Origin of the sequence: Paracoccus albus, assembly GCF_027913035.1 — a bacterium.
GTDB lineage: Bacteria > Pseudomonadota > Alphaproteobacteria > Rhodobacterales > Rhodobacteraceae > Paracoccus > Paracoccus albus.
Window position 1 is genome coordinate 1,515,531 of record NZ_CP115775.1, and the last position, 14,003, is coordinate 1,529,533.

At 62.4% G+C, this 14,003-nt stretch carries 9 protein-coding genes; 2 read left to right on the top strand and 7 right to left on the bottom strand.

The annotated features are described in order from the left end of the window. Positions 1–7: 7 nt before the first annotated feature. From PAF20_RS07535 to PAF20_RS07565, 7 genes are all read right to left on the bottom strand, one after another. Entirely contained in the window at positions 8–757 is a 750-nt protein-coding gene (locus tag PAF20_RS07535; protein ID WP_271073090.1) for an SDR family NAD(P)-dependent oxidoreductase, read from the bottom strand. Position 758: 1 nt separating this feature from the next. Then, entirely contained in the window at positions 759–2,087 is a 1,329-nt protein-coding gene (locus PAF20_RS07540; RefSeq protein WP_271073091.1) for a TRAP transporter large permease, read from the bottom strand. Continuing rightward, positions 2,080–2,571 (bottom strand): TRAP transporter small permease, encoded by a 492-nt coding sequence (locus PAF20_RS07545; protein WP_271073092.1) that lies wholly within the window; start codon positions 2,569–2,571, stop codon positions 2,080–2,082. The genes PAF20_RS07540 and PAF20_RS07545 overlap by 8 nt, the downstream gene beginning before the upstream one ends. 48 nt (positions 2,572–2,619) lie before the next feature. After that, positions 2,620–3,615: a DctP family TRAP transporter solute-binding subunit gene (locus PAF20_RS07550; protein ID WP_271073093.1), complete on the bottom strand. Its 996-nt coding sequence runs from the start codon at positions 3,613–3,615 to the stop codon at positions 2,620–2,622. Positions 3,616–3,762: 147 nt separating this feature from the next. After that, on the bottom strand, positions 3,763–4,596 hold the full coding sequence (gene fghA / locus PAF20_RS07555) for an S-formylglutathione hydrolase (RefSeq protein ID WP_271073094.1): 834 nt from the start codon (positions 4,594–4,596) through the stop codon (positions 3,763–3,765). Continuing rightward, on the bottom strand, positions 4,586–5,116 hold the full coding sequence (locus PAF20_RS07560) for a GNAT family N-acetyltransferase (RefSeq protein WP_271073095.1): 531 nt from the start codon (positions 5,114–5,116) through the stop codon (positions 4,586–4,588). The genes fghA and PAF20_RS07560 overlap by 11 nt, the downstream gene beginning before the upstream one ends. After that, complete coding sequence (locus PAF20_RS07565) at positions 5,113–6,240, bottom strand: S-(hydroxymethyl)glutathione dehydrogenase/class III alcohol dehydrogenase (RefSeq protein ID WP_271073096.1); 1,128 nt, start codon at positions 6,238–6,240, stop codon at positions 5,113–5,115. Before PAF20_RS07565 ends, PAF20_RS07560 begins: the two co-directional genes overlap by 4 nt. 176 nt (positions 6,241–6,416) lie before the next feature. On the opposite strand from PAF20_RS07565, the gene PAF20_RS07570 reads away from it, so the two are divergent. Then, entirely contained in the window at positions 6,417–11,867 is a 5,451-nt protein-coding gene (locus PAF20_RS07570) for an alpha-2-macroglobulin family protein (protein ID WP_271073097.1), read from the top strand. Further along, a complete protein-coding gene (gene pbpC, locus PAF20_RS07575; protein ID WP_353620611.1) occupies positions 11,842–13,983 on the top strand; it encodes a penicillin-binding protein 1C in 2,142 nt (713 codons plus the stop codon). The genes PAF20_RS07570 and pbpC overlap by 26 nt, the downstream gene beginning before the upstream one ends. Positions 13,984–14,003 lie beyond the last annotated feature (20 nt).

Sequence of the window (14,003 nt, forward strand, 5' to 3'; positions counted from 1 at the left end):
GCTTGTTTCAGTTTTGGCGCAGGGCAGGCAGCCCCACGCCGGTTGCATCGAAACCGCCATCCGCAGCGATGGTCTGGCCGGTCACATAGGCGGCTTTGTCAGAACAAAGAAAGACGATCACCTCTGCAATCTCCTGCTCTGTTCCGTATCGGTTCAGAGGGATCGCGTCGTGATAGGCAGCCCGGATTTCCTTGCTGTGAACGGCAAGCGCCAGTTTCGTATCGACGGGTCCGGGGGCGACGCAATTGACACGGATGCCACGCTCTCCCAGTTCCGCCGCCTGCTGACGGGTCAGATGAATGACCGCCGCCTTCGACGTGCCATAGGCAACCCGCAAGGTCGAGGCGCGAAGCCCACTGATCGAGGCGATATTGACGATAGCGCCGCTGCCCTGCGTCATATGCGGGATCACAGCCTGCGAGGTCAGGAATACCCCGTCCAGATTGGTGGCCATGACTCTCCGCCAGATCTGAAGGTCGGTTTCACCCAATGGCCGGAAATCCGCGACGCCGGCATTATTCACAAGCGCATCGACGCTGCCGAAGGCATCCGTTACCTGTGCCACCATCGCCGTCACCTGCGCCTCATCCGAGACATCGCAGGTGATCGGCAGAACGTGGTCCAGACCCTCGGCGGCCTTGGCAAGCGCATCGCCATCCCGGTCGATCATCGCGACCTGTCGCCCCTCGGCCAAAAACAGTTTGGCGGTGGCAAGCCCGATGCCGCGGGCGGCACCTGTGACGATGGCATTTGGCATCCTACTCTCCCAGCAGTCGGACAAGAAACAGCGACATTTCGGGGAAGGCCGCGACCCCGATCAGGCCGACAAGGCTGGCCAGCAAGAATGGCAGCGCGCCTTTCGCGACCTTTTCAATCGACAGTTTGGTCACATTGGCGGCGACATAAAGGTTGATACCGACCGGCGGCGTGATCAGCCCGATGGCAAGGTTCACCATCAGCAGCACGCCGAACCAGACCGGCGACCAGCCAAGCTCATGCACCACCGGCATGAAGATCGGCAAAGAGATGAACATCACCGTAACCGCATCCATGAACATCCCCGCGATCAGAAGGATCAGCATGATGACGATCAGAATGACCCAGCCCTGATCCGACAGGCCCAGCAGCGCCGTGGAATAAGTACCGACCAGATCTTCGACCGTAACGACCCAGCCGAACAGGCTGGCATAGGCGACGACCATCATCACAACCGCCGAGGAAGATGCAGCATCCGCCAGCGATTCATACAGGCCCCCGACGTTCAACGTGCGGTAGATGATCCCGCCCACGGCAAGCGCATAGACGGTGGCAACCAGTGCCGCCTCTGTCGGCGTGAACACGCCGGAATAGATACCGCCCAGGATGACGACAGGGGTCATCAGCCCCCAGAAACTGTCGACAAAGCTGCGCCAAAGGCGCGTGGCATAGCCCATCCCCGCATAGGGATCGGGGCTGATCCGATCCAGTGCCGACCGCCCCTTTCCACGTCCGGCAAAGGGCAGAACGGCCAGCATCATCGCGCCCATGAACATGCCCGGAACGATCGCCGCGATGAAAAGATCTGAAATGGAGGTCTCTGCGATCACACCATAGATCACCAATCCGATAGATGGGGGAATGACGATGGAAAAGGCCGCACCCGTCGCCACCAGACCGGCACCGAAGGCGCGGCTGTAACCGTCCTCCTCCATCGCGCGGATCAGCATAGGGCCAATGGCCGCAACCGATGCCGGGCCCGATCCCGAAACCGCGCCCCAGAACAGGCAGACCACGGTGCCGACAACGCCCATGCCGCCCGGAAGGCTGCCGATCAACACGCGGAAAAAACGGATCATGCGTTCGGCAATGCCGAGTGAGCCCATGAGCGAACCGGCAAGAATAAAGAACGGAATCGCCAGCAGCGAATATTTTGCAATGCCCGCCGCGATCAGGTCGCCGGCCAGGTCAAAGCCGAAACCGATCAGCCACATCGCATAAAGCGCCGACAACCCCAGCGAAAATGCCACCGGCACGCCAATGGCCATCAGCAGGAAGAAAGCCAGCACCATCTGGGTGCCCGCCGGAACGCTGCCCAGAAGCTCAGACATCGGGCACCTCGTCCGGCGCATTTTCGGGGTCGCGCAGGAATTTCACCGCGTATTGCAGATATCTCAAGATAATCAGCGCAAAGCCGAAGGGCACGCCGACCTGATAATACCATGCCGGGATCTGCAGCGCGTAAGAGGTCATGCCGTTGCTGATCATGTTCAGAAGCGCCTGCCACGAAAACCACGCCGACATCGCCAGCAGGAACACGGTCAGCGTGGCGGCAAGCACGAAAAGCAACTTTCGCGCAGCTTTCGGCAGGCTGTCGCTCAGCAGGGTTACGGCCAGGTGTTCACCCCTTCGCGCGGCAATGGCGGCACCGAACACCGTCAGCAGCAGGAAGCCATAGGTCAGCAGTTCCTCTGTCGCGGCAAGCGAATAGTTGGTCAGGTAGCGCGCGCAGACATTGGCAAAGCCAACCGCGGTCATGATCAGAAAAATCACCGCGCAGATGATCTTCTCTGCCTCGTTCAGGATGAAGCGCATCATGCCCCCGTCAAGCGGCGGCGGGCAACGTTGCCCGCCGCACTGCCTTTATTGCACCGAAGCGACAGCGTCCTGGAAGGACTTCACCAGATCGGGCCCGACCTTTTCAGCCCATGTATCAAAGGCAGGCTGAGTTGCTTCGCGGAAGGCCGCGAGCTCTTCCGGGGTCGGTTCGTAAACTTCCATTCCCTGCTCTTTAAGGAAATCCACGCCTTCTGCCGTACCCTCGCGGCTGATTTCGCGCTGATACTGCATCGCTTCGGTCGCGGCTTCCTGGAACTGGGCCTGCGTTTCGGCGTCCATATCATCCCAACGCTCCTTCGAGATACCAAGGAACAGCGGGTCATAGCTGTAATGCCAGGTCGTAATATATTTCTGCATCTCATAGACCTGCTGCGGGATGATCACCGCACCGATCGGGTTTTCCTGACCGTCGACGACGCCCTGCTGCAGCGCGGTCAGCGTTTCGGACCACTGCATCTGCTGCGGATTCGCACCAAGCGCGTTCATGACGTCGATATACATCGGGCCTGCAACGCGGACATTCATACCTGCCATATCCGCGGGCGAGGTCACCGGCTTGGTGTTGTTTGTCAGCTCACGAAAGCCGTTTTCGCCCCAGGCCAGCACCTTGATGCCTTTTTCCAGCAGAATATCTTCAAGCGGCTTGACCGCGTCGCCCTGGGTGGTGGCGTCCACCTGTTCGTAGTTTTCATACATATAGGGCAGCGAGAAAACGGCCATTTCCGGCACCAGAGGCGTTACGTTGATGGCCGAGGTCACAACCAGATCCAACGCACCGCGCCCGACCATCTCGGCCTGTTTCATCTGGTCGCCGCCCGAAAGCTGGGCGTTGGGGAACACGCGCACATCGAAATCGCCGCCGGTCTTTTCGGCCAGAAGCTCTCCAAAACGTTCGGCGCCCTGCTGCCATGTCGTGGTATCCCCGACGTTATGCGACAGACGCAGCGTTTCCGCCTGCGCTGCCACCGCCATGATTGCCGAAGCTGCCAGAGCGGCAAAACTGATGCGGGTAAAGCTCATTTAATTCCTCCCATTGATCTGAATCTTTCATGGCCGGTCGAGTCGAGCCCAACCGACAATCACGATCAACATGGCCCAAGGTCGTCGGGGCATACAAGCCGTATACAAGAATAATTCAAGCCAGCAGGTTATTTTTGGACACCGTGCCTAGCGCAGACGGTCCGCGTGCCAGCGGATATGATCGCCCATGAAGCTTTGAACGAAGAAATAGCTGTGGTCGTAACCCTCTTGCATCCGCATCACCGCAGGTTGACGCCGCGCTGTCATGGCCTGGGCCAGTGCCTCTGGCCGTAAAAGGTCAAGGAACTGGTCCGACGTGCCCTGATCGACCAGAATATCGCCGTTGTAGCCACGCTCTGCCATCAACAAGGTCGCGTCATGCGCCGCCCATTTCGCTCGGTCATCGCCCAGATAGGCGCCAAGCTGCTTGCGACCCCATTCGGACTCGCTGGGGTTCGCGATGGGCGCGAAGGCCGAAACGCTGCGATACGTATCCGGCATGGTCATCGCGATGGTCAGCGCGCCATGCCCGCCCATCGAATGCCCCGTGAGGCCCTGCGCATCCCGACGCAGGGCGAAGCGATCGAACACGACCGACGGCAGGTCTTTCGTGATATAATCCCACATCCGGAAATGCGGCGCCCACGGCTCTTCAGTCGCATTGACGTAAAACCCCGCGCCCTTGCCCAGATCATAGTCCTCACTATCAGCCACGTCGTCCCCGCGCGGCGAGGTGTCAGGAAAGATCACGGCGATGCCTTCTTTCGCAGCATGTTCCTGCGCGCCGGCCTTGGTCATCGCATTTTCATGGGTGCAGGTCAGGCCCGACAAATACCACAGCACAGGCACCGGCCCCTTCTCTGCCGCTGGCGGCAGGTAAACGGCGAAGGTCATATCCGTGCCGGTCGCGGGGGATGCGTGACGGTAAACGCCCTGAACGCCGCCAAAGCTGCGGTTCTCGCTTATGGTTTCAACGGCCATCGGGGCCTCCCTTAGTCAGATCGTGATACATGACGAGCGCATCGACATAGCCGGCATCCGGATGGCAGAACGCCGCAGGCAGGCGACCGACAATATCGAAGCCTGCCCTCTGCCAGCTGTGGATTGCATCGGCATTGGTGCTGACGACAAAATTGAATTGCATGGCGCGAAAACCCTGCCCCCGCGCCCAGTCCTTTGCGTGGCTCACAAGCGATTTTGCCACACCCTGCCCCCGCGCCGCAGTGGCGGTTGCGAAGCTGGCATTGGCGACATGATTGCCACCGCCCGGACGGTTTGCGCCGACGTGGCTGGTGCCAAGGATCATGCCGTCTCGCTCTGCCACAAAAGCGGTGAACGGTGCGCCAAACCAATCCGCCAAGGCATCTTCGCGTCCGATATCGCGGGCGATGCAATATGTTTCGCCCGCCCGGTAAACGGCTTCAAGGATTGCCCATATCGAATCGTAATCCTGCGGTCCTGCCTCTCTGACAGAGACGGGCGTGCTTGCCGCTTCGCTCAATACAGCACCACCGAGCGGATGGATTCACCGGCATGCATCAGATCGAAACCCTTGTTGATCTCTTCCAGCTTGAGCGTGTGGGTGATCATCGGGTCGATCTCTATCTTGCCGTCCATATACCAATCGACGATCTTCGGCACATCGGTCCGCCCGCGCGCGCCGCCAAAAGCCGTGCCTTTCCAGATCCTTCCGGTCACAAGCTGGAATGGCCGTGTGCTGATCTCTGCCCCGGCGGGAGCAACACCGATAATGACCGACACACCCCAGCCGCGATGAGTGCATTCCAGAGCATCGCGCATCACCTTGACATTGCCGGTGCAGTCAAAGCTGTAATCCGCCCCGCCGATCTGATCGAAAGGGGTTTTGGTCAGGTTGACGATTTCCTGCACGGTGTTTTCGACATCGGACGGGTTGATGAAGTGGGTCATGCCGAATTTCTCGGCCATCGCCTTCTTGTCGTTGTTCAGGTCGACACCGATGATCATGTCAGCGCCCGCCAGCCGCAGTCCCTGGATGACATTCAGCCCGATGCCACCCAGACCAAAGACCACCGCCTTGGCCCCGATCTCGACCTTCGCGGTATTGATAACCGCGCCGATACCGGTGGTCACCCCGCAGCCGATGTAACATATCTTATCGAATGGCGCGTCCTCACGCACTTTCGCAAGCGCGATTTCCGGCAGCACCGTATGGTTGGCAAAGGTTGAACAGCCCATGTAGTGGTGGATCGGAGTCCCATCCATCATGCTGAAACGGCTGGTCCCGTCGGGCATCAGACCCTGCCCCTGCGTCGCCCTGATGGCCGTACACAGATTGGTCTTGCCCGACAGGCAGGATGCGCATTCACGACATTCCGGCGTATACAGCGGGATCACGTGATCGCCCGGCTTCACGCTGGTGACGCCCTCGCCCACCTCGACCACGACGCCCGCCCCTTCATGCCCGAGGATCGAGGGGAAAATGCCTTCGGGATCGGCACCCGAAAGGGTGAACTCATCAGTGTGGCAGATGCCGGTGGCCTTGATTTCCACCAGCACCTCGCCGGCTTTCGGACCTTCGAGATTGACGTCCATGACCTCCAGCGGTTTGCCGGCTTCAATGGCGACTGCGGCGCGCGTTTTCATCGTAGATCTCCTTTTCCCGTGGCTAATCTCTGGCACGATCAGGGCCGGGTCAAGGACCGCGCGGAAATTGGCGCCGATATTCCATTTGCTGAAACCGTCCCTGTCTGGCAGGCTGAAATCTGTAATCAGTGTTTGGGGGAGTGCTTACGGTGCGGCTTGTTTCAACACTTTCGGCCTTGACGTTGCTGATAGCGGCATCCGTGGGCAGCGCAGCGGCCCAATCCGTCATCCCCGAACGACGCATTCCCCTGCAGGAAGGCTTTGACCTGCCCGGCGGAGATCTTGGCCCCATATTTGAGATCAACCAGTCAGCCTGTATCGAGGCCTGCCTGACGAATGAGGCCTGCACCTCTGTCACCTATAATGCCGGCTCGCGCGCCTGCTTTCCGAAGTCAAACCCCGGCGATCCGATACCCTTTGCAGGTGCCTTGTCCGGAGATGTGCTGAACGCGGACAGTGCCGATCTGTATGCCGAAGCGTCGCGCCTTGAACGCGCCGAGGGCTGGCTGCGCGAACAGGACCGCACCGCTGCGCGAGAGCAGGCCGCCCGTCTTGGCGAAACCTATCCGGGATATGGCGTCAGTGCGGATGAGCTTCGCTATATGGTGCCGAGCAGTGGCAATGAAGGCGCGATTCGCGTTCAGGGTGCATTGACGGCGATCACCGATGACGCGGCAGATTGGCTGAACCTCTCGGAACGGTTCACCGCCACCGCAAGGGATTCCGAAAATCAGGCCGAATTGCGCCGCCTGGCGCTGTCGGCGGCGACCAATGCCTGGCTGCGCGATGCGGGCAATGGTGCGGCAACGCTGGCCAACTGGGCACGCGCGGCAGAGGCTGTCGATCGCGGCCGCGACGGCCTGCTTGCACTACGCAGCGGTCCTCAGGACGCGCCGGAAATCATGGCGCTGATCGACGAATTCGAGGGCCGATATGGCTTTCGCATAGAAGATCAGCAGGTTCGCGCATCGGGGCCGGAGCCCCGCTTTTGCGTGACGTTTTCCAGCCGCGTTGCCCGCAACGCCGATCTGCGGATGTTTGTCGGACTTCCCGATCCAACCCTGGGGGTGGAACCCACGGGAAATGAGCTGTGCATCACCGGGATGCCGCGTGGTCAGGACATCACCGTCAGGATGCGTGCGGGCCTTCCCTCTGCCGAAGGCGACAGGCTGCGCCGTGATGTCGAGCTGACATCCTATATTCCCGACCGCGACCCGACGGTGCGCTTTCCGGGGCGGGCCTATGTCCTGCCCGCGTCCGGCGATCTTGGGCTGACGCTGTATTCCGTAAATGCGAATGAGGCGAAGCTGTCGCTTTATCGCATGTCGGATCGCAACCTCGTCCGCGCGTTGCGCGACGAAATGTTCGGCACGCCTTTACAGGGCTGGCGCGAAAGCCAGTTCAGGTCGGAACTCGGCACCTTGGTCTGGGAAGGCTTTGCCACCGTTGCCCCGCCCGCCGGTGGCGGCACGCATCCCGTCAATGCAGAGGTCGCGACAAGGCTGGACCTGCGCGGAGAGGCAGGGCCGTTGCAGCCGGGCGTCTATGCGCTGACCGCCGCCGTGCCTGACGCAGATGAAGAAGTCAGCCCTGCTGCAACGCAATGGTTCATGGTCTCTGATCTTGCACTGTCCAGCTATTCCGGCACTGACGGGTTGACAGTAGCCGTGCGCGGCCTGTCCGATGCCGATGCCCGTGACGGGGTGGAAGTCTCGCTCGTCTCCCGTGGAAACGCTGTTCTTGGCACGGCCATGACAGACGAACAGGGCTTTGCGCATTTCGAGGCCGGACTGACACGCGGTCGCGCTGCGGCAGAGCCTGCGCTCATCACAGCCTCGCTTCAGGATGGCGATACGGTCAGCGATTTCAGCATCCTGTCTTTGATGGACCCGGAATTCGACCTGTCGGATCGCGGGGTGGAGGGCAATCCCCCCGCACCGCCGGTTGATCTTTTCGCCGCGCTTGATCGGGGCGCCTACCGCGCCGGAGAGACCGCACATGCGACAATCCTTGCCCGCGACGGCCTGGCCGAAGCGATAGAGGGGCTGCCGCTTTCCGCGCGGATACTGCGCCCGGACGGGGCGGAATATGCAAGGCTGATGCCAACGCCAGCAGCAGCTGGCGGCTATATCCTCGATTTTCCGATTCCGGCCACGGCGCCGCGGGGCGCATGGCAGATTGAACTGCGCGTGGAAGAGGACGGCCCTGCCCTGACCTCTCTGCGGATGCTGGTAGAGGATTTTCTTCCGGAACGGATCGACTTCGACCTTGATCTTCCCGATACGCCACTGCCCGTTTCGGGTCAGGTCAGTGCCGAAATTGCGGCCCGCTGGCTCTATGGTGCCCCCGCCGCTGAACTGCCGGTCGAGGGTGAGATGACCCTGTCGCCCGCCCGCAGCCTGCCGGGTTGGGATGGATATGTCTTTGGCCGACACGATGAAACGCAGCCGCAAGGTGCGGGCATGATCGCCGGGGAAACGGATGCAGAGGGGATCTATGATCTGCAAGCGGAACTGCCCGCGGCAATGGCGCAGGCCACCCGCCCGTGGAACCTTCAGGTCAGCCTGAATGTACTGGAAGGCCCCGGCCGCCCGGTGGAACGGCGCGACACTGCGCTGATCCTGCCCGCGCAGGTGGCGCTTGGTATCCGGCCCGACTTCGAAGATCAGACTGTTCCCGAAGGCAGCGAGGCACGTTTTTCCGTCGTGGCGATCGGCCCGGATCTGCAGCCGGTTGCGGGCGAGTATGACTGGCAACTCAACCGGATCGAAAGCGACTATCAGTGGTATTCGATAGATGGCGACTGGCAGTGGGAAGTGATTACCAATCGGTCCTCTGTCGCCTCAGGCCAGGTGACGATAGGCGCGGACGCACCTGGTACGATTGCAACGCCCGTTGAATGGGGTGAGTTTGAGCTGGTTCTCCGCTCTGCCGACGGGGCAGAGACTTCGACCTTGTTCTATGCCGGTTGGGGCGCTGCAACAGGGGCGCAGGAAACGCCCGACCGTTTGCGCGTCACGCTGGACAAACCCGCCTACCGTCACGGCGAAACCGCGACTGTCACGTTCGAGGCCCCTGCTGCTGGTGCCGCCCTTATCTCCGTCATGTCGAACCGGCTGGTTGCCATGCAGGCGGTCGAAACGTCAGAGGGCGTGAACACGGTTGAGCTCCCGGTGACTGATGAGTGGGGCGCAGGCGTCTATGTCGCTGTCAGCGCAATCCGTCCGGTGGGCGAAAATGCTGGTCACGCGCCGATGCGGACATTGGGCCTTGCACCGGCAAGCGTCGATCCCGGCGACCGGCTGCTGAATGTCAGCCTGAACGCGCCCGAGCAGATTGATCCGCGTCAGGAGGCGGAGGTCACGCTGACCGCCGAAGGCGCTGCATCGGGTCAGACGATCTACGCGACGATCTGGGCCGTCGATCAGGGCATTCTGAACCTGACCGGTTACGAACCGCCATCCGCCAGCGATCACTATTTCGGGCAGCGTCGCCTCGGCGTCGGTCTGCGCGATCTTTACGGGCGGCTGATCCTTGCTTCTGGTGCGGCTGACGGCGCGATCCGGACCGGCGGCGATGCCGGTGCTGTCGGCACCGCCGCGCCGCCACCAACGGAAAAACTGATGGCATGGTTCTCTGGCCCGTTGACGCTGGATGGTTCAGGGAGCGCGACTGTCTCTGTCCCCCTGCCGGACTTCAACGGAGAGGTGCGGCTGATGGCCATCGCCTGGACCGATAGCGCCGTGGGTCAGGCGGACCGGACCATGCTGGTTCGTGACCCTGTGGTCATGACCGTAACCGCGCCACCCTTCCTGGCGCCAGGCGACACGGCGCGTGCCCACATAGCACTGACGCATGTCTCTGGCCCCAGCGGCAATGTCGCACTTTCAGTCGAACCGCAAGGCGACGGTCCCGCCATCGGCACGGCAGATCTGCCCACCAATGTCGCCATTGCCGAGGGGGAGCGTATTCCGCTGAACCTGTCGCTCAGCGCGCCGCCGGTTGAAGGGGCCTCTGCCCTGCGCGTGTCGGCCGTATTGCCAGACGGGCGGACGGTGACGAAGGATCTGAACATTCCGATCCTCGTCAACGATCAGCCGGTCACCCGCGCCACAAGGCTGAGCATCGCGCCGGGTGAAACCCTTAGCCCTGATCTGTCCTCGCTTGGCTCTTTCCGCCCCGGCACTGGCCGGCTGACGGCCTCTGTCGGGGCCTATGCGCTGCTTGATATTCCGGCGGCGCTGACATTGCTGCGCAACTATCCCTATGGCTGCACAGAGCAATTGACCTCTGCCGCGATGCCGCAGCTTTATGTGGGCAACCTGATGCCCGACAGCGCACCGCCGATGCCCGGCGACCTGCCACGCGGCATCGATGACGCGATTGAACAAATCCTGACGCGCCAGACAGCCTCGGGCGGGTTCGGGATGTGGAACGCAAGCGGCGGCGAGCCGTGGCTGGACGCCTATGCCACCGACTTCCTTTCGCGCGCGCGAGCAGCCGGACACGACGTGCCGGATGCGAATTTCCGACGCGCCCTGTCCAACCTGCAAAACCGGCTGAATGCCGCGACCGATCCGGAATATGCCAGCCCGGATGAGGGCGCGGCGATGGCCTATGCGTCTTACGTTCTGGCACGGGAACGCGCCGCTGTGGTCAGCGACCTGCGCTACTACGCCGATACCGGGCTGGACGGGTTTGCAACCCCAATGGCGGCGGCACAAATGGGTGCGGCACTTGCGCTTCTGGGCGATCAGCCACGCGCCGACAGGATGTTTGCTCATGCGCAGGGCCTGCTGGCGCGCAACGCCGACCGGCAGGGCCTGCGCCGCGATTTCGGCACCCTTTTGCGCGACCGTGCAGCCGTGTTGACCTTCGCCGCAGAGGCCGGATCACAGCGCGTCGACCGCAACCGGCTAGCGTCTGACATCGCGCGCCAGATTGCAACGCGCGACAACGGCCGGCTTTCAACGCAAGAGGCCATGTGGACGGTGCTGGCCGGGCAAGCACTGACAGCGGGCGGTGATCCCGGACAGGGGGTCACGATTGGGGGTGCGCCGCTGAGCGCCCCTGTCGTCGATCTTGGCGACGCGGCATCGCCGATGACGCTGCCCCTGTCCAACACCGGCACGCGCCCGGTCGATGTCACCATTTCTGCCACCGCCGTATCGCAGGAACCCATCGCCTCTGGCGGGACGGCCTATTCGATTTCGCGCCGCTACTATACGCCCGAGGGTGCACCGCTGGACCCTTCATTGACGGCACAGGGGCAGCGTATGGTTGTTGTGCTGGAGATACAGCCTTTCGATGAAAATGGCGGACGTCTGATCATCACCGATCCCCTTCCCGCCGGGTTCGAAATCGACAATCCGAACCTGATCGAATCTGGCGAAGTCTCGGGTCTTGATTGGCTGGAAGGCGGCGTTCCGACGGAGATGACAGAATTCCGTTCCGACCGCTTTGCGGCTTCGGTCGAATGGAGCGGCACGGAAAGCTTCCAGCTGGCCTACCGCCTGCGGGCCGTGACGACAGGCCAGTTCCACCATCCTGCGGCAACCGTATCCGATTTCTACCGGCCAGAGCGCCGGGGCTGGACAGACAGTGCGACGGTCACGATCGCGCCATGATCGTCGCCCGCGCGATCCGGCGCGCCGGGCGGGTCGCCGGATCATCTCTGCTGCGCTTGGGCTGCTGCTGATCGGTGCCACCGCCGATACTGCCCGTGATGCCTTCTGGCGATGGATCGACGCGACGCCTCTTCCCATGCTGGCGGTGCAGACCGGGACAGAGGTTCTGGCCCGCGACGGCAGCCTGCTTCGGGCGTTTCAGGTTGAAGACGGCCTTTGGCGGCTTGCCCCACCGGCTGCGGGGGTGGATCAGCGCTTTCAGAAGATGCTGATCGCGTGGGAGGATCAGCGTTTCGACGAGCATGATGGGGTCGATCCCCGTGCTGTGATCCGCGCAGGTCTGCAGGCCCTGCGGCATGGCCGTATCGTTTCTGGCGCCTCGACGCTGTCGATGCAAACGGCACGTCTGCTGGAACGCGGACCTACAGCCGATTGGGGCGGCAAGCTGCGGCAGGCGCGGCTGGCAATGGCGCTCGAACGACGCATCGGAAAAGAAGGTGTATTGGGCCTATATCTGCGCCTCGCCCCCTATGGCGGCAATACCGAAGGGGTTCGCGCCGCATCGCTGATGTGGTTCGGCAAGGAACCCACACGCCTGACGCCGGCAGAATCGGCATTGCTCGTTGCACTTCCCCAAGCGCCTGAGGCGCGGCGGCCCGACATTGCAGAACGCCGCGACACAGCGCTGCTTGCCCGCAACCGGGTCATCGACCGGGCGGAAACAGCCGGCATCCTTGATGCGGAAGCTGCGGATCTGGCACGCGAAGCCGCGCTGCCAACCAAACGCCGGGCGTTTCCCAAGCACGCCGCGCTGATGTCTGAACGGTTGCGGCGGGAAAACCCCGGCGCCTTGCGCATAGAAACGACCATCGACCCCCAGCTTCAGCGCACGGCAGAGGCACTTGCGGCACGCGCCGTCGCCAACATGTCTGATCGTGTCTCTGCGGCCGCCATCGTTGCAGATCATCGCAACGGCGAAATTCTGGCAGAGATCGGGACGGCGGCCTATGGGGATACACCGCGTGACGGTTTCGTCGACATGACACGGGCGCTGCGATCACCGGGATCGACGCTGAAGCCCTTTGTCTATGCGCTTGGCTTCGATGACGGGCTGATCCATCCCGAAACACTGATCGAGGATCGTCCCGCGATTTTCGGCCGCTGGCAGCCCCAGAACTTCGACCGCCATTTCCGGGGAACCGTGACCATCCGCCGCGCGCTGCAGGAGTCGCTGAATATTCCCGTGGTCCGCGTGGCAGAGGCGCTTGGCCCGGCGCGGATCATGGCGGTACTGCGCCGCGCCGGGATGCAGGTCGAGGTTCAGGGCGGCACGCCAGGACTGGCCCTTGTACTTGGCGGTGCCGGTATCTCGCTGCGCGATCTGGTTGGCGGATATGCAGCACTGGCACGGGGTGGGCAAACGATAGAATTACGTGAGCAGCCATTTGCCGGGGACGAACCGGATTCGACCCGGCTGGTCAGCCCTGCAGCGGCGTGGCAGATCGGCTCCATCCTGTCGAAACTGGCCCCGCCTCAGGGTCGTCAGGCCGGGCGTGTCGCTTATAAGACGGGCACGAGCTATGGTCATCGCGATGCGCTTGCGGTGGGGTTTGACGGGCGTTTCGTGGCCGGTGTCTGGCTTGGCCGCGCCGATGGCACGCCGGTCCCCGGCGCGTTTGGCGGCGATGTCGCGGCTCCCGTGCTGTTCGATCTGTTCGATATACTGGGCCCGCGACGCAAACCCCTGCCGCCACCGCCGCCTGAAACGCTGGTTGCGGCGAATCCGCAGCTTCCTCTGCCGCTGCGCCGCTTTACCCCTGCCGGCGGGATGAGCGCGGGCGCTGCGACGGGTCTTGCCATGCTGCCGGCGAGCGATCCTCTGACCATCGTTTTTCCGCCTGACGGGGCGGAATTGGAAATGACTTCGGAAAGCATCCCGGTCCGGCTGCGTGGGGGTGTTCCGCCCTATACCTGGCTGCTGAACGGTGCTCCTGCTGCTGTTGCCTCACCCGACGTGGCAACCCAGATCACTGGCGCACCGGGCATATCCGAGCTGACGGTAACTGATTCTACCGGAACGACACGCCGCGCGCGATTGCGGATGATACGGCCCTGATCACCTGACGTTGATCGGTC